At 70.1% G+C, this 25,295-nt stretch carries 21 protein-coding genes; 12 read left to right on the top strand and 9 right to left on the bottom strand.

Annotated elements, in window-relative coordinates; translation table 11 throughout:
- Positions 1-539: 539 nt before the first annotated feature.
- From ABZS71_RS01140 to ABZS71_RS01125, 4 genes are all read left to right on the top strand, one after another.
- Positions 540-1,283, top strand: coding sequence for a spermidine synthase (locus tag ABZS71_RS01140; protein ID WP_356206457.1), 744 nt, complete (start codon positions 540-542; stop codon positions 1,281-1,283).
- A gap of 108 nt (positions 1,284-1,391) precedes the next feature.
- Positions 1,392-2,132 (top strand): response regulator transcription factor, encoded by a 741-nt coding sequence (locus tag ABZS71_RS01135; RefSeq protein ID WP_355854461.1) that lies wholly within the window; start codon positions 1,392-1,394, stop codon positions 2,130-2,132.
- Complete coding sequence (locus tag ABZS71_RS01130; protein WP_356206847.1) at positions 2,132-3,310, top strand: ATP-binding protein; 1,179 nt, start codon at positions 2,132-2,134, stop codon at positions 3,308-3,310. Before ABZS71_RS01135 ends, ABZS71_RS01130 begins: the two co-directional genes overlap by 1 nt.
- A 239-nt stretch (positions 3,311-3,549) precedes the next feature.
- Entirely contained in the window at positions 3,550-7,401 is a 3,852-nt protein-coding gene (locus ABZS71_RS01125) for a multifunctional oxoglutarate decarboxylase/oxoglutarate dehydrogenase thiamine pyrophosphate-binding subunit/dihydrolipoyllysine-residue succinyltransferase subunit (RefSeq protein ID WP_356206454.1), read from the top strand.
- Between the two features lie 178 nt (positions 7,402-7,579).
- Here ABZS71_RS01125 and ABZS71_RS01120 read toward each other — a convergent pair whose 3' ends face one another.
- On the bottom strand, positions 7,580-7,975 hold the full coding sequence (locus ABZS71_RS01120; RefSeq protein WP_356206452.1) for a hypothetical protein: 396 nt from the start codon (positions 7,973-7,975) through the stop codon (positions 7,580-7,582).
- A gap of 105 nt (positions 7,976-8,080) precedes the next feature.
- Between ABZS71_RS01120 and ABZS71_RS01115 the strand changes: the two genes are divergently transcribed.
- The gene (locus ABZS71_RS01115) at positions 8,081-8,263 is read left to right on the top strand and encodes a DUF6104 family protein (protein ID WP_355854469.1); all 183 of its coding nucleotides are present in this window, start codon (positions 8,081-8,083) and stop codon (positions 8,261-8,263) included.
- 112 nt (positions 8,264-8,375) lie between these two features.
- Here the strand turns inward: ABZS71_RS01115 and ABZS71_RS01110 are convergent, their stop codons facing one another.
- Positions 8,376-9,191, bottom strand: a complete 816-nt coding sequence (locus ABZS71_RS01110; RefSeq protein WP_356206449.1) for an AfsR/SARP family transcriptional regulator — start codon at positions 9,189-9,191, stop codon at positions 8,376-8,378.
- Between the two features lie 20 nt (positions 9,192-9,211).
- On the bottom strand, positions 9,212-9,871 hold the full coding sequence (locus ABZS71_RS01105) for a TetR/AcrR family transcriptional regulator (RefSeq protein ID WP_356206446.1): 660 nt from the start codon (positions 9,869-9,871) through the stop codon (positions 9,212-9,214).
- A 137-nt stretch (positions 9,872-10,008) separates the two neighbouring features.
- Here ABZS71_RS01105 and ABZS71_RS01100 point away from each other — a divergent pair, with 137 nt between their 5' ends.
- The gene (locus ABZS71_RS01100) at positions 10,009-10,629 is read left to right on the top strand and encodes a malonic semialdehyde reductase (RefSeq protein ID WP_356206444.1); all 621 of its coding nucleotides are present in this window, start codon (positions 10,009-10,011) and stop codon (positions 10,627-10,629) included.
- Positions 10,630-10,701: 72 nt separating this feature from the next.
- Here the strand turns inward: ABZS71_RS01100 and ABZS71_RS01095 are convergent, their stop codons facing one another.
- The 3 genes from ABZS71_RS01095 to ABZS71_RS01085 are packed head-to-tail and all read right to left on the bottom strand — an operon-like array spanning position 10,702 to position 14,963.
- On the bottom strand, positions 10,702-11,100 hold the full coding sequence (locus ABZS71_RS01095) for a nuclear transport factor 2 family protein (protein WP_356206442.1): 399 nt from the start codon (positions 11,098-11,100) through the stop codon (positions 10,702-10,704).
- A 34-nt stretch (positions 11,101-11,134) separates the two neighbouring features.
- The gene (locus ABZS71_RS01090; protein ID WP_356206440.1) at positions 11,135-12,070 is read right to left on the bottom strand and encodes an NAD(P)-dependent oxidoreductase; all 936 of its coding nucleotides are present in this window, start codon (positions 12,068-12,070) and stop codon (positions 11,135-11,137) included.
- Positions 12,071-12,083: 13 nt separating this feature from the next.
- Positions 12,084-14,963 (bottom strand): non-ribosomal peptide synthetase, encoded by a 2,880-nt coding sequence (locus ABZS71_RS01085; RefSeq protein WP_356206438.1) that lies wholly within the window; start codon positions 14,961-14,963, stop codon positions 12,084-12,086.
- Between the two features lie 373 nt (positions 14,964-15,336).
- Between ABZS71_RS01085 and ABZS71_RS01080 the strand changes: the two genes are divergently transcribed.
- The 3 genes from ABZS71_RS01080 (at position 15,337) to ABZS71_RS01070 (ending at position 18,282) form a co-directional block, all read left to right on the top strand.
- Positions 15,337-16,200: a DUF4097 family beta strand repeat-containing protein gene (locus tag ABZS71_RS01080; RefSeq protein WP_356206435.1), complete on the top strand. Its 864-nt coding sequence runs from the start codon at positions 15,337-15,339 to the stop codon at positions 16,198-16,200.
- The gene (locus ABZS71_RS01075; protein WP_356206433.1) at positions 16,200-17,324 is read left to right on the top strand and encodes a helix-turn-helix transcriptional regulator; all 1,125 of its coding nucleotides are present in this window, start codon (positions 16,200-16,202) and stop codon (positions 17,322-17,324) included. The genes ABZS71_RS01080 and ABZS71_RS01075 overlap by 1 nt, the downstream gene beginning before the upstream one ends.
- Positions 17,325-17,817: 493 nt before the next feature.
- A complete protein-coding gene (locus tag ABZS71_RS01070; protein ID WP_356206431.1) occupies positions 17,818-18,282 on the top strand; it encodes a TIGR03668 family PPOX class F420-dependent oxidoreductase in 465 nt (154 codons plus the stop codon).
- 297 nt (positions 18,283-18,579) lie between these two features.
- Here ABZS71_RS01070 and ABZS71_RS01065 read toward each other — a convergent pair whose 3' ends face one another.
- From ABZS71_RS01065 to ABZS71_RS01055, 3 genes are all read right to left on the bottom strand, one after another.
- Positions 18,580-18,924 (bottom strand): hypothetical protein, encoded by a 345-nt coding sequence (locus ABZS71_RS01065; protein ID WP_356206429.1) that lies wholly within the window; start codon positions 18,922-18,924, stop codon positions 18,580-18,582.
- A 654-nt stretch (positions 18,925-19,578) separates the two neighbouring features.
- Positions 19,579-20,541 carry a zinc-binding dehydrogenase gene (locus tag ABZS71_RS01060; RefSeq protein WP_356206426.1) on the bottom strand — a complete coding sequence of 321 codons (963 nt, stop codon included), beginning with the start codon at positions 20,539-20,541 and terminating at the stop codon, positions 19,579-19,581.
- 241 nt (positions 20,542-20,782) lie between these two features.
- A complete protein-coding gene (locus tag ABZS71_RS01055; RefSeq protein ID WP_356206424.1) occupies positions 20,783-22,015 on the bottom strand; it encodes an NADP-dependent malic enzyme in 1,233 nt (410 codons plus the stop codon).
- Positions 22,016-22,532: 517 nt separating this feature from the next.
- On the opposite strand from ABZS71_RS01055, the gene ABZS71_RS01050 reads away from it, so the two are divergent.
- From ABZS71_RS01050 to ABZS71_RS01040, 3 genes are read left to right on the top strand one after another with little or no spacing between them, the layout of a single operon-like run.
- On the top strand, positions 22,533-23,492 hold the full coding sequence (locus tag ABZS71_RS01050; protein WP_355859521.1) for an ABC transporter substrate-binding protein: 960 nt from the start codon (positions 22,533-22,535) through the stop codon (positions 23,490-23,492).
- Between the two features lie 50 nt (positions 23,493-23,542).
- Complete coding sequence (locus tag ABZS71_RS01045; RefSeq protein WP_356206421.1) at positions 23,543-24,484, top strand: amino acid ABC transporter permease; 942 nt, start codon at positions 23,543-23,545, stop codon at positions 24,482-24,484.
- On the top strand, positions 24,481-25,242 hold the full coding sequence (locus tag ABZS71_RS01040; RefSeq protein WP_355859517.1) for an amino acid ABC transporter ATP-binding protein: 762 nt from the start codon (positions 24,481-24,483) through the stop codon (positions 25,240-25,242). The genes ABZS71_RS01045 and ABZS71_RS01040 overlap by 4 nt, the downstream gene beginning before the upstream one ends.
- Positions 25,243-25,295: the final 53 nt, after the last annotated feature.

Below are 25,295 nucleotides of genomic sequence, written 5' to 3'. Positions count from 1 at the left end.
TCCGGGCCGGCGGCCGGGCCCCGGCTCGACGCGCCCGGACTCCCATCGGTGGCCTTGCCCGGGTCGACGGCCGGGTCTCGGCCCGGCAGATCCGCGCGGACGGCAGGCGCCCTGCCACCGGGGACGGCCGGGCGCCGGCCGGGGGCGGCCGGATCGGCAGCCGGGACGGCAGGGGCGGCCGGATCGGCAGCCGGGACGGCAGGGGCGGCCGGGGTCGCGTCGGATGTGTCCGCGTCGTCGGCCGTCGGTTCGGCTGGTTGTGCCCATGTCGTCACCGAGGGCCCCTTCCTCGTCCGCCGCCTTCGCCCTACGTCTGTTCCCGATACATCTGTTCCCGTGTTCCCGATACATCTGTTCCCGCTTTTCCACGCCGGCGGAGAACAACCTCCGGATCGTGAGCCATGTCACCGTGCAGCCGATTGTGAGGTGAACGCCGCCACAGTGCCTGCCGCGCGCGGACCCGCTGGACCCGCTGGACCGGCGGGCCGCACCGGCGCGAGGATGGCGGCATTACGGACCGCCCAGGAGGACCCCGTCCCATGCAGCCTCAGCCGCAGCCACCGCAGCCGTACGACGCCGCCGCCGACCGGCCGCCGGTGACCGTCGACCGCCGGGAGGGACCGTACGGCGAGGTGGTGCTGCGGCGGCGGGGCGGGGGCGAGCAGGGATCCGAGGCCGTCTTCGAGATCATCGCCAACGGCTGCTTCCTCATGGACACCTCCGACGGCCGCTCCGAGCGGCTGCTCGTACGCGCCGCGCTCGACGCCCTGCCCGCCGGACGCCCGGCGCCCGCGCTGCTGATCGGGGGGCTGGGCGTCGGCTTCTCGCTGGTGGAGGCGGCGGCCGAGCCCCGGTGGGGGCGGATCGCGGTGGTCGAGCGGGAGGCGGCGGTCATCGACTGGCACCGGAACGGCCCCCTCGCGGCCGTGTCCGCCGAGGCGCTGGCCGATCCGCGCACCGAGATCGTCCACACCGATCTGATCGCCCACCTCCGCACGGGCGGCTCGGGCGCCCCGACGTACGACGCGCTGTGCCTCGACATCGACAACGGACCCGACTGGACCGTCACCGAGGACAACGGCGGCCTCTACTCCCCCGCCGGGCTCGCCGCCTGCGCCGCCCGCCTCACGCCGGGCGGAGTTCTCGCGGTCTGGTCGGCGCAGCCGTCCGCCGCGTTTGAGGAATCGCTCCGGAATGCCGGGTTCACTCAGGTCCGTACGGATGAGATCGCTGTTGCCCGAGGTGTGCCGGACGTCGTGCACCTCGCGGTTCGGGGCGCGTAGCCGAGCCGCGTAGGCTGGCTTTACGCTTGCTTGCCTACCAAACGCGGCCGGGCGATGACCAGGCGCGAACAAGCCGCGGGTTTCACGGGACGACGCAGGGGCGGGCGTATGGAGCAGACTCACATCGGTCACAACGGGGCCGCCACGACCACCCCGGGCGCTCAGCGCCGGGTCCTCGTCGTCGAGGACGACCCGACGATAGTGGACGCCATCGCGGCCCGTCTGCGGGCCGAGGGGTTCCAGGTGCAGACGGCCGGGGACGGTCCGGCGGCGGTCGACACGGCCGAGGCATGGCAGCCCGATCTGCTCGTCCTCGACGTGATGCTGCCGGGCTTCGACGGCCTGGAGGTCTGCCGCCGGGTGCAGGCCCGCCGGCCGGTGCCCGTGCTGATGCTGACCGCCCGGGACGACGAGACCGACATGCTGGTCGGGCTCGGGGTCGGCGCGGACGACTACATGACCAAGCCGTTCTCGATGCGCGAGCTGGCCGCCCGGGTGCATGTCCTGCTTCGCAGAGTCGAGCGGGCGGCGCTGGCCGCCCACACCCCGCGCAGCGGGATCCTGCGCCTGGGCGAGCTGGAGATCGACCACGCCCAGCGCCGGGTGCGGGTGCGCGGCTCCGACGTCCATCTCACGCCGACCGAGTTCGATCTGCTGGTGTGCCTGGCGCACACCCCCCGCGCGGTGCTCTCGCGTGAGCAGCTGCTGGCCGAGGTGTGGGACTGGGCGGACGCCTCGGGCACCCGGACCGTGGACAGCCACATCAAGGCGCTGCGCCGGAAGATCGGCGCGGAGCGGATCCGTACGGTGCACGGTGTCGGCTACGCCCTGGAGACTCCGGCGGCATGATGAGGCCGCCCGGTCCCGGCCGCCGGATCGCATGGAGCCGCGCCACGTGGAGCCGGGTGTGGGAGGCCCTGCGGCCGTTCGACCCGTACCGCTCGGTCAAGGCGGCGCTCGGCGCGCTGGTGATCGGCTCGGTGATCATCACCACGCTGCTGGTGTTCGCGGCGATGCACTCGGACACCGAGCTGCGCGTGATCACCATCTTCTCGATCATCGCCTCGCTGCTGATCACCCAGTTCGTGGCGCACGGCCTGACCGCCCCGCTGGACGAGATGACCGAGGTCACCCGGGCCATGGCGCACGGCGACTACACCCGGCGGGTGGGGGCGGCGCAGCGCCGGGACGAGTTCGGCGACCTGGCGACCGCCTTCAACCGGATGGCGGCCGATCTGGAGGCGGTGGACACCCACCGCAAGGAGCTGGTCGCCAACGTCTCGCATGAGCTGCGCACGCCGATCGCGGCTCTGCGGGCCGTGCTGGAGAACGTCGTGGACGGCGTCTCGGAGGCCGATCCGGAGACGATGCGGGTCGCGCTGCGCCAGACCCAGCGGCTCGGCCGCCTGGTCGACCAGCTGCTCGATCTGTCGCGGCTGGACAACGGGGTGGTGCCGCTCTACGCGCGACGCTTCGAGGTCTGGCCGTATCTCGCCGGGATCCTCAAGGAGGCGAGCATGGCCAAGGGCGCGGAGTCCCAGTCGGGCGCGCACACCCGTAAGGACGTCCATCTCCACCTCGACGTCTCGCCGCCAGAGCTGACCGCGCACGCCGACGCCGAGCGGCTCCACCAGGTCGTGGCGAATCTCATCGACAACGCGATGAAGCACAGCCCGGCGCACGGCCGGGTCACCGTGCGCGCCCGACGCGGCGAGGGTCCGGAGAGCCTGGATCTCGAGGTGCTGGACGAGGGCCCCGGCATCCCGGAGACGGAGCGGCACCGCGTCTTCGAGCGGTTCAACCGGGGCGGGCTGTCCCCGGACGGCTCGGGTCAGCCGTGGGCGCGGCGCAGATCGGGGCAGGGCAGCGACGGGGGCACCGGGCTGGGGCTCGCGATCGCGCGCTGGGCGGTGGATCTGCACGGCGGGCGCATAGGCGTCGCGGAGTCGCCGCGGGGCTGCCGGATCAAGGTCACCCTCCCGGGTACCCCGAAGACCAAACCGGGCCCCCCTAAAGATCAAAATTGACGTAAAGTCGGTCGCGGACGCGCACACCCGAGCGGTGTGGGTGCACTTTTGCGTTCGCTCGTATCTGCGGAAACACAGCGGAACCCCGCTTGTTTCCCGCCGCATACTGCACCGAAACCCGCCGATCAATGTGACTTGCGCGACGATGACCAGTGCGGCCTGCACGTAAGGGTCCAAGGGGCGTAGCCTTAATTCCCGCTGTCCACCACCTTAGGAAGCGGAAGAGGGCGGTTGCCGCCGTGTCGCCACAGTCCCCCAACACTTCGAGCATCTCGACCGACGAGCAGGACGGACAGGGAAGTCACCCTGCCGCTGCCTTCGGACCCAATGAGTGGCTCGTCGACGAGATCTACCAGCAGTACCTCCAGGACCCGAACTCGGTCGACCGAGCCTGGTGGGACTTCTTCGCCGACTACAAGCCGGGCCAGGACACCGGCTCCGCGGTGGCCGCGCCACCACAGACAGTAACCGGAGGTGCCGCCCCGGCTGCACCGGCGGCGGGTGCGCCCGCCACCGCGAAGCCCGCGCCCGCCGCACCGGCGGCCAAGCCCGCGCCCGCCGCGCCCGCCGCACCGGCGGCCAAGCCCGCGGACGCGAAGCCCGCCGCCGCGGCCCCGGCCGCCCCGGCGCCGGCCAAGGCCGCACCGGCCAAGCCCGCCCCGGTCAAGCCGACCCCGGCCGAGCCGACGCCGTCCGCGAAGCCGGCCGAGCCCGCCGCGCCCGCCGGTCCGGAGTTCGTGACGCTGCGCGGCCCCTCCGCCGCCGTCGCGAAGAACATGAACGCGAGCCTTGAGCTGCCGACGGCCACCTCCGTGCGCGCCGTCCCGGTCAAGCTGCTGTTCGACAACCGCATCGTCATCAACAACCACCTCAAGCGCGCCCGCGGCGGCAAGGTGTCCTTCACGCACCTCATCGGCTACGCCATGGTGCAGGCGCTGAAGGCGATGCCCTCGATGAACTACTCGTTCACCGAGAAGGACGGCAAGCCGACCCTGGTCAAGCCCGAGCACATCAACCTCGGCCTCGCCATCGACCTGGTCAAGCCCAACGGCGACCGCCAGCTCGTCGTCGCGGCGATCAAGAAGGCCGAGACGCTCAACTTCTTCGAGTTCTGGCAGGCATACGAGGACATCGTCCGCCGCGCCCGCGCGAACAAGCTGACGATGGACGACTTCACCGGCGTCACGGCCTCCCTCACCAACCCGGGCGGCATCGGCACCGTCCACTCGGTGCCGCGGCTGATGCCCGGCCAGGGCCTGATCATCGGCGTCGGCGCCATGGAGTACCCGGCCGAGTTCCAGGGCACCTCGCAGGACACCCTGAACAAGCTGGGCATCTCCAAGGTCATGACGCTGACCAGCACCTATGACCACCGGGTGATCCAGGGCGCCGCCTCCGGCGAGTTCCTGCGGATCATGAACCAGCTGCTGCTCGGCGAGAACGACTTCTACGACGAGATCTTCAAGGCGCTGCGCATCCCCTACGAACCGGTCCGCTGGCTCAGGGACATCGACGTCTCGCACGACGACGACGTCACCAAGGCGGCGCGCGTCTTCGACCTGATCCACGCCTACCGGGTCCGCGGCCATGTCATGGCCGACACCGACCCGCTGGAGTACCGCCAGCGCAAGCACCCCGACCTCGACATCATCGAGCACGGGCTCACCCTGTGGGACCTGGAGCGCGAGTTCGCGGTCGGCGGCTTCGCGGGCAAGTCCATGATGAAGCTGCGCGACATCCTGGGCGTGCTGCGCGACTCGTACTGCCGCACCACCGGCATCGAGTTCATGCACATCCAGGACCCGAAGCAGCGCAAGTGGATCCAGGACCGCGTCGAGCGAGGCCACGACAAGCCCGAGCGCGAGGAGCAGCTGCGGATTCTGCGCCGGCTCAACGCGGCCGAGGCGTTCGAGACCTTCCTGCAGACGAAGTACGTCGGCCAGAAGCGGTTCTCGCTGGAGGGCGGCGAGTCCGTCATCCCGCTGCTGGACGCCGTGCTGGACGCGGCCGCCGAGTCGCGGCTGGACGAGGTCGTCATCGGCATGGCCCACCGCGGCCGGCTCAACGTCCTCGCCAACATCGTCGGCAAGTCGTACGCGCAGATCTTCCGCGAGTTCGAGGGCAACCTCGACCCGAAGTCCATGCACGGCTCCGGCGACGTCAAGTACCACCTGGGCGCCGAGGGCACCTTCACCGGCCTCGACGGCGAGCAGATCAAGGTCTCGCTCACCGCCAACCCCTCCCACCTGGAGGCGGTGGACCCGGTCGTCGAGGGTGTCGCGCGCGCCAAGCAGGACATCATCGGCAAGGCCGGCACCGACTTCACCGTCCTGCCGGTGCAGCTCCACGGCGACGCGGCCTTCGCGGGCCAGGGCGTGGTCGCCGAGACGCTGAACATGTCGCAGCTGCGCGGCTACCGCACCGGCGGCACCGTGCACATCGTCATCAACAACCAGGTCGGCTTCACCGCCGCCCCGGCCGCGTCCCGCTCCTCGATGTACGCCACCGACGTGGCGCGCATGATCGAGGCGCCGATCTTCCATGTGAACGCCGACGACCCCGAGGCCGTCGTCCGCGTTGCCCGTCTGGCCTTCGAGTTCCGCCAGGCGTTCAACAAGGACGTGGTCATCGACCTCATCTGCTACCGCCGCCGCGGTCACAACGAGACCGACAACCCCGGCTTCACCCAGCCGCTGATGTACGACCTGATCGACAAGAAGCGCTCGGTGCGCAAGCTCTACACCGAGTCACTGATCGGGCGCGGCGACATCACCCTGGAAGAGGCCGAGCAGGCGCTGCAGGACTTCCAGGGCCAGCTGGAGAAGGTCTTCACCGAGGTCCGTGACGTGGTCTCCGCCCCGGCCCAGCCCGCGGTCCCCGAACCGCAGCCGGAGTTCCCGGTCGCGGTGAACACGGCGATCTCCCAGGAGGTCGTCAAGCGGATCGCCGAGTCCCAGGTCAACATCCCCGACCGGATCACCGTCCACCCGCGGCTGCTCCCGCAGCTCCAGCGGCGCGCGTCGATGATCGAGGACGACACGATCGACTGGGGCATGGGCGAGACCCTCGCCATCGGCTCGCTGCTCATGGAGGGCACCCCGGTCCGGCTCGCCGGCCAGGACTCCCGCCGCGGCACCTTCGGCCAGCGCCACGCGGTGCTGGTGGACCGCGAGACCGGCGACGACTTCACCCCGCTGCTCTACCTCTCCGAGGACCAGGCCCGCTACAACGTCTACGACTCGCTGCTGAGCGAGTACGCGGCGATGGGCTTCGAGTACGGCTACTCGCTGGCCCGGCCGGAGTCGCTGGTCATGTGGGAGGCGCAGTTCGGCGACTTCGTCAACGGCGCGCAGACCATCGTGGACGAGTTCATCTCCTCGGCCGAGCAGAAGTGGGGCCAGACCTCCGGCGTCACGCTGCTGCTGCCGCACGGCTACGAGGGCCAGGGCCCGGACCACTCCTCGGCCCGGATCGAGCGCTTCCTCCAGCTGTGCGCGCAGAACAACATGACGGTCGCCATGCCGACGCTGCCGTCGAACTACTTCCACCTGCTGCGCTGGCAGGTCCACAACCCGCACCACAAGCCGCTGGTCGTCTTCACCCCGAAGTCGATGCTGCGTCTGAAGGCCGCGGCATCGAAGACCGAGGAGTTCACCACCGGCGCCTTCCGGCCGGTCATCGGTGACGAGACGGCCGACCCGGCCGCGGTCCGCAAGGTGGTCTTCTGCTCCGGCAAGGTCTACTACGACCTGATCGCGGAGCGGAAGAAGCGCGGTGCGACGGACACGGCGATCATCCGCCTGGAGCGGCTGTACCCGCTGCCCGGCGCGGAGGTGCAGGCCGAGATCGCCAAGTACACCAACGTGGAGAAGTTCGTCTGGGCCCAGGAGGAGCCGGCGAACCAGGGCGGATGGCCGTTCATGGCCCTCAACCTGATCGACCACCTGGAGCTGTCGGTCGGCGCGGACGTCCCCGCGGCCGAGCGGCTGGTCCGCGTCTCCCGGCCGCACTCGTCCTCGCCGGCGGTGGGGTCGAACAAGCGGCACCAGGCGGAGCAGCAGGCGCTGGTGGCCGAGGTCTTCGAGATCTGACCCGCCCGCCTCGTACGTACGGAAGGCCTGGTCCCCGCGATGCGCGGGAGCCGGGCCTTCCGGCGTAGCGGCCGATCAGATGAGCAACGGCTCGAAGTCCCGGACCGGGCGGATACCGTCACGCGCGGCCTGCGTCTCGCGGCGCTCGGCCCATTGTTCTCGCACGGGCACGGAGGCGCTACAGATCCCAGGACCGGCCGCTCCCCGGGGTGCCGAGCCAGGCGGTCTGCCCGCCGGCGGTGACGGTGAGGCCGAAGTCGTACAGCTCAGGCGACCCCGACTCCCGCCACCACCGGCATGCGCGCTCCAGCTCGGTGAACAGGTCGCGGGGACCCCACTGGTGGACGGCGCCGTCGCGTACGTACGCCCACGAGTCGGTGGTGGCGAGCCACCCCTCGCTGTCCCAGTGGACACCGGGGAGCCGGAGGCCCAGGGGCGAAGCGGGCGTGGAAGTCGGTGGGTGGTTCGCGGTGACCTCGTGGTGCTTCTGGAAAACCCCGTCCGCTACCCGCTTGCGCTCCGGAGCGACAGGCCGAGCGGTCCATAGCCGCTCGTGCGCTGCGCCCCCGTCCATACGTCTCGGCGCACGGACGGGGGCACCTCTGTGGCGGAGCACCAAGCAGCCCGGGCCGCATATCCTGGGCTGGTAGATCCACCTCACCCCTTCCGGAGCGACCCTGTGTACTTCACCGACCGCGGCATTGAGGAGCTGGAGCAGCGACGCGGCCACGAGGAGATCACCTTCGAGTGGCTCGCCGAGCAGCTGCGGACGTTCGTCGACCTGAACCCGGACTTCGAGGTGCCGGTGGAGCGGCTGGCGACGTGGCTGGCTCGGCTCGATGAGGAGGACGACGACGTCTGAGGACGGCGGGTAAGGCCGGCCGAGGAGGCTCAGGCCGCATGGCCTCCGTCCTCGTCGGCCGTGCCGTAGCGGCCACGACCAGTGCCCGGCCCGCGGCGGTGACACGGCCCTCCTACGCCACCGCCGGCCCGCGCCCGGGCGTCCCCACCTCGTGGTCGAGCCGGGGGTCGGAGGCCAGCACCGCCTGCTGGAGTCGCTGGAGCTTCGCCGACGGCTCAAGGCCCAGCTCCTCCGTCATCGCCATGCGCAGCCGCTGATAGACCGCCAGGGCGCGGGTTCGCTGGCCCGAGCGGTGGAGGGCGAGCATGTACTGGCCGTGGATGCCCTCGTGGAAGCGGTGCTCCACGACGAGCGAGGCGAGATCGCTGAGCGCCTCCAGATGGCCGCCGAGCCGCAGCCGGGTCTCGATGCCGCGCTCGGTGACCGTGAGCCGGGACTGCTCAAGACGGGCCACCTCGGCCTGGAGCGGCCGGCCGAGCGGAGTGACGTCGACCAGGGCCGGGCCCTGCCAGAGGGCGAGGGCCTGCCGGAAGGCCGCGTCGGCCGCCCGCTCGTGGCCGGCCTCCAGGGCGCCTTCGCCCTCGGTGACGAGATTCCGGTAGTCGTGGACGTCGAGCTGCCCCGGGCGCAGCACCAAGGCGTAGCCGCCGGGTCTGGTCTGCAGCACCTCCCTGGCGACCATGGCCGACGGTATGCCGAGCACCTGGGCGAGCAGCTTGCGCACCTGCAGGATGTACGTCTGCAGCGTGGTCAGCCCGGTCCGCGGCGGCTGGTCGCCCCACAGCTCGGCCATCAGCGACCGCACCGGCACCATCCGGCCGTCGCCCAGCACCAGCAGGGACAGGACCTTGCGCGGTTTCATCGCGCTGGGCACTCCGGAGAGAGCGCCATGGCGCAGCGTCAGCGGTCCGAGAACGTTCACACGCATGGGTGCCACCTCTTCACGCTTCATATGCGGTAGGCGCGGACGAACAGATCCGCGGCCTTCTCGCAGATGGCCGCGGCGTCGCCGTCGGCGATCGGGCGGGTGCCGTACATCGACTGATAGAGGCCCTGCTGGACGAGCAGGGCCACGAACTGCTGGGCGGCGGTGGCGGGATCGGGGACGCTCAGCTCCCCGCGGTCGGTGCGCCGGCCGAGCATCTCGGTGAGGTATTTCACCAGTTGCCGGGGCTCGCCCTCCGCGCACGCGGGCCGCAGGGCGGGGTGGCGGGCGACCTCGGCGATGACCAGGCGGCGCAGGGCGGAGGCCCGTTCGTCCAGGAGTACGGCGAGCACCCGGTGGCCGAAGGCGGTCAGCGCCGTACGGGCGTCGGCGTCGTCGTGCCGCTCGGGGGCGTACGGGGAGTCGGCGGCGAATCCGGCGGCCACCCGCTCCCGCTCGCCGTCCACGGCGGCGATGAACAGCCGTTCCTTGCCGCCGAAGTGGTTGTAGACGGTCTGCTTGGACACCCGGGCCTCGTCGGCGATGACGTCCACGCTCGCCCGCATGTATCCCTCGCGCAGAAAGACGGCCACGGCCGCCTCCAATATCGCCTGCCGCTTGGCGGGCTGGGGGCCCGCCGGGCGTCCCGCGGCGCTGCGCCGGGGACCGTTGTCCGTCCGCAACGGTCCAACCTCCTCGCTCTGACCCGGTCTTGCCCTGGGTGGACCTGTGAGTCTAACCTTCCCTCATCGCGCTGGACTAGCCCGTCCAGTCCAATTAATTCAGCCCGCGCGACAAGCGCGTGACATGGGAGAGCTCGATGAGCGCACCTGAGAACAGCGCGGCCCTGCTCCACCTCACCCTGGCGCCGGAGGCGCAGAACCAGCTGTTCCTGGAGGCCCGTACGGCGAACACCTTCACCGCCGAGCCGGTGACGGACGACCAGGTCCGCGCGATCTACGAACTGGTCAAGTACGCGCCCACCTCGATGAACCAGCAGCCGCTGCGCGTGGTGCTGGTGCGCTCGGAGGAGGCGCGTGCCCGTCTGGTGTCGCATATGACCGGGCGGAACCAGGAGAAGACGGCGAAGGCGCCGCTGGTGGCGGTGCTGGCGGCGGATCTGGACTTCCACGAGGAGCTGCCGCGGCTCGTCCCGTTCATGGAGAACCCGCAGGACATCTTCGCGGAGCCCGCCGCCCGGGAGACCTCGGCCCGGTTCAACACCGCGCTGCAGGTGGGGTACTTCGTCCTGGGCGTCCGCGCCGCCGGGCTCGCGGCCGGGCCCATGATCGGGTTCGACCAGGCCGCCGTCTCGAAGGAGTTCTTCGGCGACGGCCGGCACGCGGCGGTCTGTGTGGTCAACATCGGCAAGCCGGGGCCAGAGGCCTGGATGGGCCGGCTGCCGCGGCTGGAGTACGACGAGGTCGTCACGACCGTCTGAGCGCCCCGCGCGGGCGGCCGGTCCGCACCCGCCACGGCGGGTGCGGACCGGCCTGTGACCCGGCGGGGGTTCTCAGCTCTCGATCAGTTGGTGGAACGCCACGGTGTCGAAGATGTCCTCCATCCGCGTCGCCCTGCCGTCCCGCATCGTCCACGAGTGGACGAAGTCCAGGGTCACGGTGGTGCCACGGCGCGAGGTGACCTCTCGGGTGCCGAAGACCACGACCCGGTCGCCCTGTTCGATGAACTCCTGGGGAGCGAGCTTCATCCCGCCCAGCACGGTCGGGACATGCGCGAGGAACTCCTTGATCCCAGCATGCCCCAGCTTGGTGCCGCCAAGGCCGTACGCGGCCATCCCCTCCGGATGGACCCACTCCACATCGGGGTGCATCCCCGACAGGATCCCCTCGATGTCGCGGTCCCGGAATCCCGCGTAGGACCGGCGGATGGCCTCGATGTTCTGTGATGCCACGGTGTTCGCGTCTCCTCGGACGGTGTGCGGCGGCTCAGACGGTGTGCTGGGGCGCGAGGTGCTCGGGGTGGAGCGCCTGGAGCGTACGGCGCACACCCTCGCGCCATGGCACCCGGCAGGGGCCGGTGATCTCCCGGCGCCCCGTGGGGTCGAACTGGTACGTCTCCCGGGTGACCTCGCTCGGGACGAGCGTGGCCCGCACCCCGGTGAGCTCCTCCATATAGCGCACACAGTCGGTCATGCCGACTGCCTCGTCACCGCCCCAGTTGACCAGCGTGGCGGGTGAGGACGCGGCCTCCCACAGCTTGGGGACCTGGGCGACCAGATCGTCGGTGTAGAGGAGGGAGCACCAGTTCTGGCCCTCCTTCGGCACCGGTATCGGCTCGCCCGCGAGCATCCGCCGGAAGTAGAGCATCGGCACGCCGCCATAGCCGCCCGGCCCGTAGGCGATATTGAGCCGGGCGATGGTGGTCGGCAGGTTCAGCACCCGGGCGAACGCCCGCACCGCGCCCTCGGCGGCGATCTTGCCCACCGGGTAGGCCGGCAGCCAGTCGGCCACCCCGTCGATGGGGTCGTCCTCCGCGTACGGATGGTCGAGGGTCTGCCGCTTGTAGAGGGCGCCGGTGGAGACGTACAAGAACGCCTCCGCGTCCCGGCAGTGGGTCATCAGCCGCCCGCAGGCGACCGAGTTGACCTCGACGGCGGCGTTGAAGTCGCCGTCCTCACCGCGCCGCACCGCCGAGTGGATGACATGGGTGAAGTCGGTGGGCAGCCCCTCGTACGACGACGTGCCCAGATCGTCCATGTCCCAGCGGAATGTGGTGATCCCGCGGTCGGTCAGCTCCTTCTCGACACCCGGGGTGCCGAACCGGCCCAGGCACCACACCTCATTGCGCTCGGCCAGCGCCTCGGCCACCGGCCGGGCGACCTGCCCGGTGCCGCCGGTGACCAGGATCTTCTTGCCTTCCACCCTGCTCTTCTCCTTAAGCCTGGCCCCGTGGGGCCTGTGCCTGGTCCGTCCGGGACCGGTCGGCGTCGCCCAGCGCACGGTCGAGCTCCTTGCGCACAATGGCCTGCAAGGCCGCGACATGCTGCGGGCCCATCAGGGTGTAGTGCTCACCGGGCACGTCGATGTACCGGTTGGGCTCCGTGGTGTGCTCGTCCCACCTGCGCAGCTCGTTCTCCAGCCAGTCCTCCTTGGTGCCGCGCAGCGGGATGGCGTAGAAGACCGTCATAGACCGGGTGGTGCCGGTGGGGTGGTAGCTACGGCCGAGGTACGTGAGGCCGTTGGCCAGCTCCGCCCAGGCGGAGAACTTCGCCAGATCCAGATCGAGCTCGGCCAGCCGGTTCCGCGGGGCGATCCGCAGCAGGTGCGCGAGCTGCTCCTCCTTGGGGAGCGGGCGCAGCTCGTCGGGGAGGTCGATCGACTGCTTCTTGTTGATCAGATCGAGGAAGAAGGCGAGGTTGGCCGCCGTGTCGACGAAGTCGAGCTCCTCCATGCGGTACGTGATGTGCGGCGGAAGGTTGAAGCTGCCGACGAAGTCGACGCGCTCGCCCGCCGCCTCCAGCGCCTTGGCGATCTCGAAGGCCACCGCACCGCCGTAGGAGTAGCCGGCGATCGCGTACGGGCCGTGCGGCTGCCGGGCGCGGATGGCCTCGACATAGCAGGCCACCATCTCCTCGAAGCTCCCGAAGGGCTTCTCGCCCTCGTTGAAGCCGCGGGCGCGCAGCGCGTAGAAGGGCCGGTCGCCGACGAAGTACTTGGCGAGGTTGACGAAGACCAGGACCTCGCCGACGCCCGGGTGCACACAGAACAGCGGGGTCTTCTCGCCGCCCGTCTGCAGCGGCACGATCGGGTCGTACGCCCCGGAGGCGGGCGAACCGCCGTCGGCCAGCCGAGCGGCCAGCTGCCGCACCGACGGAGCGGTGAGGACGGTGATGATCGGCAGGTCCGCGACGCCCAGGCGCCGGGTGACATGGCGGCGCAGCCGCAGAATGTCCAGCGAGGTGCCGCCCAGGTCGAAGAAGCTCGCGGTCGCGCTGATCCGCTCGGGGTCGGTGTCGAACATCTCGGCGTAGATCTCGGCGAGCTCCCGCTCGGTCTCGCCCCGCGGCGGGGTGTGGCCGCCGAGCTGCCGGGTGGTCAGTTCCGCGACGTACGCGATGACATCGTCGAAGCCGCCGGACTCCAGCCGGATCCGCATCCGCCGGCGCAGCGTCTTGCCCAGGCTGGTCTTGGGGAACGCGTCCTCGGGCAGCGGCAGGATGAGGGAGGGCCGGAAGCCCCAGTGCATCACGACGGTGGAACGCACCGCGGAGATCAAGCGATACAGCCCCGGCTCGTCGCCGTCCGCCACCCCGGGGCTGACGGCGATCACCAGCTGCTCGGTGTCGCTGCCCGGCCGGCGGGTCGGGAAGGCCGCGACATAGCCGGCCGCCACATCGTCGAGCTGCTCCAGCGCCGCCTCTATCTCATGGCTGAAGTAGTTGACGCCGTTGACGATGACGCTGTCCTTGCTGCGCCCGACGAGAGTCAGCCGCCCGTCGTCGATCCGGCCCAGATCGCCGCTGCGGAACCAGCCGTCGGGGGTGAAGGCTTCCTGGGTGGCTTCCTCGTCGTTGTAGTAGCCGCTGGTGATCATCGGCCCGCTGAGCTGCAGCTCGCCGACCTCGCCCGGCGGCAGCGCCCGGTTGTCGTCGTCGGCGACCCGGATCCGCAGGGCCTTCACGGGGGTGCCGAGGTTGGCGAACTCCTGGCCCGCGTCCGTGGCGGGGAATTCGCGGTTGTAGATGCTGCCGGCGCAGGTCTCGGTCATGCCGAAGGCGGGCCAGAGCGCGGTTTCCCGCAGACCGTACGGGGCGTAGTTCTCAAGGAATGCCTCGCCGGTCGCGACGACATTCGCCTCGCCCCCGCTGACGATATGGCGCAGCGCGCTGAGATCGAGCCTTTCACCGCCCGCCGATATTTCCTCCGCTATCTCCCCCGCCGAGGAGTTGAGCGGGCCGAGGAGAAAGTTCGGGGTAAAGCTCATCGTCACCTGGTGACGGGAAATAATACGGAGGAACCTCAGCGGCTCCTCAAGAATGACCGATGCCTCCGCATGCAATTGCTCTGCACCTACGTACAGCGGCAGCATATGCGCTTCCAGAAGCGCGGCCACATGGTCGTAGGAAATCCAGTTGAAGGTGGTGTCGGCGGCGGTGAGGCGCTGCTTGTCCGCCTTTCCGGCCATGGACGCCAGGATATTTCCATGGGTGAGCATGACCGCCTTGGAATTCCCCGTGGAGCCGGAGGTCAGCACCAGCAGGGCAAGATCCTCCGGCGCCGCGGAGTGCACCTCGGGCTGCTGCCGGCGCGCGGCGCCGGATGAGGCGGCGCCGGATGAGGCGGCGACGTCTCGCAGCTCCTCCACGGCGGCCACCGCGAGCCCGGGGACCTCGGGCAGCTCGGCGCGCATCGCCTCGGTGGTGACCAGCAGGGGACGTTCCAACAGCTGGTTCACATGGGCGAGTTGGGTGGCCCAGCGGGCCGGGTCGCCGGGGACCGGCACCATGGGACAGGGGACGAACCCGCCCAGCACGCACGCCCAGAAGACCGTCAGGAATTCCGACTGTCCGTCGAGGAGCAGGGCCACCTTGTCACATGGCCGCAGCCCGCGGTCCCGCAGCGCGGCAAGGAACTCAAGGGCTGATTCAAGAAGTTCCGGATAGGTCTGGCGTTGTGAATCCTCGGCCGCCTGCCCGGACACGTAACGCACCCCCGCATCGGGGTGATCGTGCGCTGCCCGCAGCAGTAGCCGGGCGACGGAACGCAGATCCTGGCATTCCTCTGGTGCCGAGTTTTTCAAGGGCTGTGACGCCATTACCCTCACCACCCTCTTCCTTCCCGATTACGAGGCCACGAAGGTAACAGCCTCGAACATTCGCTCTCCATGACGCTCTACCAGGGCTCTAGTGGTGCTCTAGCAGAAATCTCTCGAACGGGATTTTCCTTGGAGAAGGCGACTCACATCACACGGAAACCATGGTTGTGACATACATGCGCCCTGATACCGGAATGTGCCGACGGGCCGAACACGCCGGACGGGCCGGGCGCGGAGCCGGGCACCGGGTCGGGCACCGGGCCAGGCACCGGGCCGGACGCCGGGTCGGGCTTGACTCCCGCCGTCCGCGATATATCGTGTCTAGGGGAGACACGATATGTTGCGTCATACGTCCAGCCAGGGGAGGCCAGGGATGTCAGCCCGATCACAGTGGTCGATCACCGAACCACAGAAGCTCACCTTCGACGGCCCCGTCGCCACCCTGGAGGTGCGCATCGCGGGCGGCACGGTCAATGTGGTGGGCAACGGCGCGGGACCCGCCCGTCTGGAGGTCTCGGAGATCAACGGCCCGCCGCTGACGGTCACCCACAAGAACGGCACTCTGAGCGTCGCGTACGACGACCTCCACTGGAAGAGCTTCCGCACGTGGCTCGGCCACTGGAACCGTGCCGTCCATGTCACCCTCACCGTCCCCGCCGGCACCAGCGCCTCCGTCGGCGTCATCGGGGCCTCCGCCGTGGTCTCCGGGCTGACCGGCCGCGCCGACCTGCGCGGTGTCTCCGGCGACTTCACCCTGCTCGGGCTGACCGGGCCGGTCCGTACCGGCACCGTCTCCGGGCGGGTCGAGGCCCAGGCCGTCACCGGCTCTCTGCGCTTCAACTCCGTCTCCGGCGACCTCACCGTCGTCGAGGGCTCGGGACCTGCCGTACGGGCCGACTCAGTGAGCGGCAATATGGTGCTCGACCTGGCCCCCACCCCGACATGCTCGGACATCAGCCTCACCACCGTCTCCGGCGAGATCGCCATCCGGCTGCCGCACCCCGCCGACGCCGAGGTCGAGGCCCACACCGCGAGCGGCGCCGTCTCCAACGCGTTCGACGATCTGCGGGTCAGCGGCCAGTGGGGCGCCAAGAGGATCACCGGCAGGCTCGGCGCGGGCACTGGCAGCCTCAAGGCCACCACCGTCTCCGGCGCCATAGCGCTGCTGCGCCGCCCGCCGTCCGAGGACGACGCGGCCACGGACACCACCGACGGTCCCCAGGGAAAGGTTCTCTGATGCCCCCCGTATTCGCCCACGGCAGGCTGCGGCTGTACCTGCTCAAGCTGCTCGACGAGGCGCCGCGCCACGGCTATGAGGTCATCCGGCTGCTGGAGGAGCGGTTCCAGGGGCTGTACGCGCCCTCCGCGGGCACCGTCTATCCGCGGCTGGCCAAGCTGGAGGCCGAGGGCCTGGTCACCCACACCACCGAGGGCGGGCGCAAGGTCTACTCCATCACCGACGCCGGACGCGCCGAACTGGCCGACCGCGGCGGCGAGCTGGCCGATCTGGAGCTGGAGATCCGCGAGTCGGTCGCCGAGCTCGCCGCCGAGATCCGGGAGGACGTCCGCGGCTCGGCCAACGACCTGCGGCGCGAGATGCGCGAGGCGGCGCAGCGGGCCCGTACGTCCGGCGACGCCGAGGGCAAGCACGGCCAGTGGGAGAGCGCCTGGGGCGACAAGGAGGGGTGGCGGCAGGCGAAGGAGGAGATGCGGCGCGCCAAGGAGGAGTGGAAGGAGCAGGCGCGCCGGGCGAAGGAGGAGAGCCGGCGGGCCAGGCAGGACGCACAGCGCGCCCGTAAGCAGGCCAGGGACGCGCAGGAGTTCGCGCGCGAGGAGGTCCAGCGGATCGCCCGGCGCCTTCAGGAGCAGACGCAGGCGCACATCCGGTCGGGCGACTGGCAGCGCGCGGTCCGGGAGGGGCTGGCCGAGGTATCGCGCGGGATGAGCCGTATCTCCCGGCAGGGCGCCGCTTCGTCGGACGCGGACGCGGACGCGGGCTGGGACTGGGGAGACGAGCCGTCCGGGCCGACGAAGGTCACGGTCGAGCGGGCGGACGAGCCGAAGCCGGGCGGCGGCACCAAGGGCGGCGAGGCCAAGGACGGCACAGTCGGGGCCGGCCGGACCGAGGACCGCGAGGGTGACCGGGCGGAGGCGGACGAACCCGAGTGGGCCCGGGACTTCACCCCGTCCGGCGACCCCGCCCGCGATCTGGACCGGCTGCTCGACCGGTTCCGCGACGACATCCGCGACACCGCCCGGGACCACGGAGTGACGGACGCCCATCTGGCCGACGCCCACCGCCGGCTGGCGGCGACCGCGGTGCGGATCAACAGCCTGCTGCGCGGGCAGGCGAAGGCGTAAGCTCCGTCTCCCCCCGCCGTGCTTCCTCGCTCCACTGCCCTGTCCCTCCCCTTGAGAGGTGGCCCAGTGAAACGGAGTACCGGGCGCTTGCCCGCCGCACGTGGCACCAGCTGGAACCGATCCACGCCAGCCTCTACTTCGCCCCGCAGGCGTTCGAAGGGGCCGCGGCCCTCGGCTATGACGTCGCGTCACGCCGGCCCAGCTACTTCGCCTGGCGGAACGGCTGGCGAAGCTGACGGGGCCGCTGCTGGGCGGCGTCTTCGAGTCGGGGATGCTGCCCACGCAGAGCACGCTCGGCATCGCCGCGGTGCGGGTGTCGTACGCCTGGGTCCTGTCCCGATGGCCGGAGCCGTGGGGCTGACGACGCTTGACCTGACGCGCGGTTGAAGCCCGATCCGGCCCGGCCCGATGTCGGCGTCGCGCCGAGATCCGGCGCTACCGCTTCCGGCGGAGCCTCAGCCATCCGGAGAGCGCGCCACAGTAGCCTCCCCGCATGCGACTGGAGATCGACGTAGCCCGGCGGCGGTTCACCCGTGCCAGGGTGCTGCGGCTGGCCACCACCGACGAGGGCGGGCAGCCGCATATCGTCCCTGCCACCTTCGCGCTCGACGGGGAGAGGGTGGTCACCGCCGTGGACGACAAGCCCAAGCGCCATCAGGACCTGCGGCGGCTGCACAACATCCGGGCCCATCCGGGGGTCTCCCTGCTCGTGGACCACTACGAGGAGGACTGGCGGCGGCTGTGGTGGGTGCGGGCCGACGGCCGGGCGCGGGTGCTTCCCGACGAGTCCGCGGCCGACCGCGAGAGAGCGGTGGAGCGGCTGGTCGAGAAGTACCCGCAGTACACCGAGCGGCCGCCACGAGGGCCGGTGATCGCGATCGATGTGGTCCGCTGGACGGGATGGGCGTTCACCGACGGCCCGGACGACCGCCCCGCCCACGGCCCCACCGAGGGCTGATCACGGCCCCCGCCGAGGGCTGATCAGTCGTCGCGCTCATCGCGCGGGCAGGAGAACCTGCCGCCCGGACCCCACGTCGTCCTCTCGACGCCGCTGTCCCGTATCCCGACCCGCACTCCAGCGCCACCTCCGGTGCCGCACTCGCCCGGTCATGGAGGATCAGCAGCCGCTTGTCCGCGGGGACCTTGCCGTTCTGCCCGAACACCAGCGATCCGGTGGCCCCGCGCACCCCGTCCGTCCCGCCGCCCCCTTTCTCCAGCGCGAACTGCACCGTGCCCCGCCCGAGGGGCGCCGGGCTCACGTCCTGGTGCGCCGAGTTGATCGCCTCGGAGAGCGGCCTGAGGGCGTCCCAGGCGAGCGGCGTCTGCCCCTCGTTGCTCCACAGGTCGCTCCCGTACGTGCCTGCGCACGATCGCGGAAGACGATGCCCATCACATTGGGCGGATCGTCCTGCGGCAGGGCATGCGCCGCGTAGTACAGCCGCAGCCCCGAGCGCTGCACGGTGGGGCGCTGTTCCTCGACCACCGCATTGGTGACGTCGTTGCCACCGAGGACGGTCGCCTGGCCCCTGCATGACGTGCCGTTGCCGAACGCGTCGAGGAAATCCTGGAATTCATTGGACCGGGCGGCCCAGTAGACCACCGTGCGCGGTTCCTCTTTGAGTCTCCGGCATATGCTCGCGGCCATCCCGGTGGGATTGGATACCCACTCGTCCCCTTCATCGTTCTGCCCGGACGGAGGAGCGGCGGGAGCGGGATCGAGGGGATACCAGATCTGCCGGGCGCCCTTGAATTTCTGCGCGAATCGCTCGCTCGGATTCTTGGCTGTGGATGTCGCCGGGATCGCCGGTCACCGCCGCCTTCTTGGCGGGCGCGCACTTCCCCGGCGCCGTATGCACGATATTGGCTCGCCGTGTCCCCCACCCGCTCCCGCCGCGGGCCCGCGAGCCCACCCGCCACTTGTGCGAACGGGAATACGGGCGGTGCCGCCCGCGCTATAGCGCCCGCACAGACCGTCGGCGATGTTTCCCGCCTCCGGGCCCTCTTCGAGCTGGGTCAGCAGGATCTGTGGAGCCGGGCCGCGCCGAGCGGGCGGCAGCGGGATGAGCTGTTCGGGCGCGTCGACCAGCGATTCGATTTTTGGCAGCGGTGGTACCGAAGCAGACATAGCATCCCCCGACACCAGCATCCCCATCCACTCCGGTGAGCATCAGAGCCATCACGCAGAGTTACCAATATTTTCCGGAACTGAGCGCAGGGGGTGGAAATCGCGCCAAAAATGTTCGCTGGTCGTACGTCAGACCGTCAAAACGACCTTGCCGAACAGCTCGCCACCCGCCATCTTCTCGAATCCCTCGCGCGCCCGGTCCAGCGGCAGCACCGAGTCGATCACCGGCCGTACCCCGCGCGCGGCGCAGAAGCTCAGCAGATCCTCCAGCTCGTCCTTGCTCCCCATCGTCGAGCCGACGACCTTCAGCTCCAGGAAGAAGATCCGGTTGAGCTCGGTGGCCTGCGGGTTGGGGCCACTGGTGGCACCCGAAATCACCAGCGTGCCGCCCGGCTTGAGCGACTTCACCGAATGCGACCAGGTCGCCGCGCCCACCGTCTCGATCACCGCGTCCACGCGGTGCGGCAGCCGCTCCCCCGGCGCGTATGCGCCCTCGGCGCCCAGCTCCACGGCGCGTGCCCGCTTCGCCCCGTCACGGCTCGTGGCCAGGACCCGCAGCCCGGCGGCGGCACCCAGCACGATCGCGGCGGTGGCCACGCCGCCGCCCGCGCCCTGGACCAGGACGCTGTCGCCGGGGCGTACCCCCGCGTTGGTGAACAGCATGCGGTACGCGGTCAGCCAGGCCGTCGGCAGACAGGCGGCCTCCTCGAAGGAGAGCTCCTTCGGCTTGGGCAGCAGATTCCAGGTCGGGACCGTCACCTTCTCCGCGAAGGTGCCCTGGTAGCGCTCGGTCAGGATGGAGCGGGGCTCGTGCGGGCCGACGCCGTGGCCGCTCTGCCCGATGACGGAGTGAAGGACGACCTCGTTGCCGCCCTCGTCGATCCCCGCGGCGTCACAGCCGAGGATCATCGGAAGCGACCCCTCGCCGAGGCCGACGCCGCGCAGCGACCACAGGTCGTGATGGTTGAGCGAGGCGGCCTTGACGCTCACGGTCGTCCAGCCGGGGCGCGGCTCCGGCTCGGGGCGCTCCCCCAGTTCAAGGCCGCTCAGCGGCTGGTCAGGGTCAATACGTGCGGCGTAGGCAGCGAACATGATCCCGACGATAGGCCGCGCCGGCGACGCGATGGAACCACACCGAGGTGTGACACCGCTCGCCTCCGGCGGTACCCGGGCGCGGCCCCGCCGCCCACCTCCGGCGGTACCCGGGGTGCCACCCGGCCGGGCGGCATGCCGGCCGGCCCCGCCGGGCCCCTCCCCCCGGCCGCAGCCGGGGGATGGACGGCGGAGGGGGCCGGGGGTTTGCCCCGGCCCCCTCCCCGCGCGCCCCGAAGGGTCAGCGGCGTGCCACGCCCTCCGCGCGGGCGGCCGCCGCTACGGCCGCCGTGACGGCCGGGGCGACCCGGTCGTCGAAGGGCGAGGGGATGACCTTGTCCGCGCTCAACTCGTCGGCCACCACGGCGGCCAGCGCCTCGGCGGCCGCGAGCTTCATGCCCTCGGTGATCCGGGAGGCCCGGACCTGGAGGGCGCCCGCGAAGATGCCGGGGAAGGCGAGCACGTTGTTGATCTGGTTCGGGTAGTCGCTGCGGCCGGTGGCCACCACGGCCGCGTACTGGTGCGCGACATCCGGGTGGATCTCCGGGTTGGGGTTGGCCATCGCGAAGATGAAGGCGCCGGGCGCCATCTTCGCGACCGCGTCCTCCGGCACCGTACCGCCGCTGACGCCGATGAAGACGTTGGCGCCGTCCAGCGCGGTCTCCAGTGATCCGGTCAGACCGGCCTTGTTGGTGAAGCCGGCCAGTTCGCGCTTGACGTCGGTGAGGTCCTCGCGGTCCGGGGAGACGATGCCCTTGCGGTCGCAGACGGCGACGTCGCCGATGCCCGCCTCGGTGAGGATCCGGGCGATGGCGACCCCGGCGGCGCCGGCGCCGGAGATCACGGCGCGCAGCTGCCCGAGGGAACGGTCGGTCAGCTTGGCGGCGTTGCGCAGCGCGGCGAGGGTGACGACCGCCGTGCCGTGCTGGTCGTCGTGGAAGATCGGGATGTCCACGCGCTCCTGGAGCTTGCGCTCGATCTCGAAGCAGCGGGGCGCGGAGATGTCCTCCAGGTTGACGCCGCCGAACGAGGGCGCCAGCCGGACGACGGTCTCGACGATCTCGTCCACCTCCCGGCAGTCGAGCGCGATCGGCACCGCGTCCACGCCGCCGAACTGCTTGAAGAGGATGGCCTTGCCCTCCATCACCGGAAGGGACGCCTCCGGGCCGATGTCGCCGAGCCCGAGCACCGCGCTGCCATCCGTCACCACGGCGACGACCTGGGACTTCCAGGTGTATTCGTGGACCAGCTCGGGCTGCTCGGCAATGGCGCTGCAGACCTTGGCGACGCCCGGTGTGTAGGCGAGGGACAGATCGTCCCGGTCGCGCACGGGCACGGTCGCCTGGACGGCCATCTTGCCGCCGCGGTGAAGCGCGAAGGCCGGATCGAAGGGCTCTCCGTCGGTCACTCCTTCAGCCCCTTCGTCGCTGCCGCTTGTGCTGTCGCTGCGAGGATTCACCATCTCCGCTGCCACTGTTTGACCCCTTTGTCGTTTTCTGTCGAGGGTAGCCGCCCCAGGTTCGGAGCGGGCGGGCACCGCGTCCGGTTCCCACTGAGCAGATCGTCGCCATAGTGGGACGAGATACGGACGCCGGGCGCGTCGCACACGCGCCCTGAGCCCCGGATAAGGGGGTGTAGCCGTCTGTTCTACCGGACGCGCGCTCCAAGAACGAGCGAGTTCCCGTTGCAGTGGTGTTGGGAAACGTCGCGTTACCAACGAAAGCGGTCGAATCGTTTCTGGATGTACATGCCCATGTCACGCGCCCTTTTCCGCGCGCCCATGAGCCCGTCCCGCTTCCCCGGTCGCTACTGTCCGGCCCGGCGTACCGCTCCTGCGCTCCACGGGGATCGCCCGTTATCTGATTTTGACATGGTAGGCCGCCCGTTCGAGCGCGTCCGGTGACAAGATGCCCCAATCACACGAGATCGCGACACTCGTAGATGTGTTCCTGAGATCTCGGTCACCCTCTCACCCCGCCGGAGGAATCAGCATGACCGCCAGCTTTACGCGCCGTCGGGTCGCCCCGAAGTCCCGGTTGGCCGCTGTCGGTGCGACAGCGGTGGTAGGCGCCTTGCTGCTGACGGGCTGTGGCGACCAGACCGACAAGGCGAAGAGCGGCTCGTCCAGCGCGGCCGACAAGGGCCCGCTCTTCAGCGCGCTGCCGAAGAAGATCCAGGACGCGGGCGTCATCAAGGTCGGCTCGGACATCAACTATCCGCCGGTCGAGTTCAAGAAGAACGGCAAGGTCATGGGCATCGACCCGGACGTCGCCGACGCACTCGGCAAGGCGCTCGGTGTGAAGTTCGAGTTCAACAACGCCACCTTCGACACCCTGCTGTCCGGTCTGCGCTCCAAGCGGTACGACATCGCCATGTCGGCCATGACCGACAACAAGGGCCGTCAGCAGGGCATCGACCCGGACACCGGCAAGAAGGCAGGCAAGGGCGTCGACTTCGTCGACTACCTCACCGCCGGTGTCTCGATCTACACCAAGAAGGGCGACACCAAGGGGATCAAGACCTGGGACGATCTGTGCGGCAAGAAGATCGTCGTCCAGCGTGGCACCGTCTCGCACGATCTGGCCAAATCCCAGTCGAAGAAGTGCGAGAAGGACCACAAGGGAAAGATCTCGATCGAGGCGTTCGCCAACGACACCGAGGCCCAGACCCGGCTGCGCGGCGGCGGCGCCGCCGCCGGCTCCAGCGACTTCCCGGTCGCCGCGTACGCGGTGAAGACCTCCGGCGGGGGCAAGGACTTCGAGCTCGTCGGCGACCAGGTGGAGGCGGCCCCGTACGGGATCGCCGTGGGCAAGGACAACACCGAGCTGCGCGAGGCCCTCAAGCAGGCGCTCGCCTTCATCATCGCGAACGGCGACTACGACAAGATCGCCGAGAAGTGGGGCGTCAAGGAGGGCGCGGTCACCAAGGCCATCATCAACGGCGGCAAGTGACCCGGCCCTTCCCCCGCTCGCTCGCGCACTCGCGCTGAAAGGCACTATCCGTGACTACTGAGATCGAAAAGGCTGGGCCGGTCGACGACGCCCCGCCGCCCGCGCCGGGGAACATCAGAGCCATTCCGGTGCGGCACTACGGCCGCTGGGTCACCGCGGTCATCACCATCGCCCTGCTCACGCTGCTCGTCCTCGCCTTCGCGCGCGGCGATGTGAGCTGGGGCGCCATTCCGGACTACTTCTTCGACAGCGAGATCCTCAAGGGCGTCCGCAACACCGTCTGGATCACCATCCTCGCGATGGTGCTCGGCGTGGCCCTCGGCATCGTCCTCGCGGTGATGCGGCTCTCGAAGAACCCGGTGACCGCGGCCATCGCCTGGGGCTACATCTGGTTCTTCCGCGGCACCCCGGTCTATGTGCAGCTGCTCGTCTGGTTCAACCTCGGCCTGGTGTTCGACTACATCAACATCATGCCGATCTACAAGGACGAGTGGTCGGATTTCATGACCCCGTTCCTGGCCGCCCTTCTGGGCCTCGGACTGAACGAGGCCGCCTATATGGCGGAGATCTGCCGCGCGGGCCTCCAGTCGGTCGACGAGGGCCAGACCGAGGCCGCCCAGGCGCTCGGCATGAGCCACACCAAGACGCTGCGCCGGGTCGTCCTGCCCCAGGCGATGCGGGTGATCGTGCCGCCGACGGGCAACGAGTTCATCAACATGCTCAAGACGACGTCGCTGGTGATCGCCGTGCAGTACTGGGATCTGCTGCAGGCCACTTCGGAGGTCGGCCAGAACTCCGGTGCCACCGCCGAGATGCTCTTCCTGGCCGCCGCCTGGTATCTGATCCTCACCTCCGTCCTGAGCGTGGGCCAGTACTACCTGGAGCGGTACTACGCCCGCGGGTCGAGCCGCAGCCTCCCGGCCACCCCGCTGCAGCGGATCCGGGCCAATGTGCTCTCCTTCTCCAACCGCTCCGGAGGTGTGAGCGTATGACCGCCATGGTGAAGGCCGAGGGCGTCCACAAGTCCTTCGGTCCGGTGCAGGTCCTCAAGGGCATCGACCTCGAGGTCGCCCCGCGCGAGGTGTTCTGTCTGATCGGCCCGTCCGGCTCCGGGAAGTCCACCTTCCTGCGCTGTATCAACCACCTGGAGAAGATCAACTCCGGGCGGCTGTACGTCGACGGGGACCTGGTCGGCTACCGGCAGAAGGGCGACAAGCTCTACGAGCTCAAGGACCGCGAGGTCGCCGAGAAGCGGCGCGACATCGGCATGGTCTTCCAGCGCTTCAACCTCTTCCCGCACATGACCGCGCTGGAGAACGTGATCGAGGCGCCGGTCCAGGTCAAGCGCGAGACCAAGGCGGTCGCGCGCGAGCGCGCGCTGAAGCTGCTGGACCGGGTGGGGCTCGCCGACAAGGCGGGCAACTACCCCTCGCAGCTGTCCGGCGGACAGCAGCAGCGCGTCGCGATCGCGCGGGCGCTGGCGATGGAGCCGAAGCTGATGCTCTTCGACGAGCCGACGTCGGCGCTCGACCCGGAGCTGGTCGGCGATGTCCTCGACGTGATGCGCGGGCTCGCGGAGGACGGCATGACGATGATCGTCGTGACCCATGAGATGGGCTTCGCCCGGGAGGTCGGGGACTCGGTCGTCTTCATGGACGACGGGGTGGTCGTGGAGTCCGGGCATCCGCGTGAGGTGCTGACCAATCCGCAGCACGAGCGGACGAAGTCGTTCCTCTCGAAGGTGCTCTGAGCCGGTCTGAGCCACGAGGGCGGTACGGGCGCCACACGCCCGTACCGCCCTCG

The organism is Streptomyces sp. NPDC005393 (genome assembly GCF_040606675.1).
In the GTDB taxonomy this organism is placed as follows: domain Bacteria; phylum Actinomycetota; class Actinomycetes; order Streptomycetales; family Streptomycetaceae; genus Streptomyces.
Note: the sequence above shows the minus strand (reverse complement) of the source record. Positions and strands in the feature narration are given on the sequence as shown.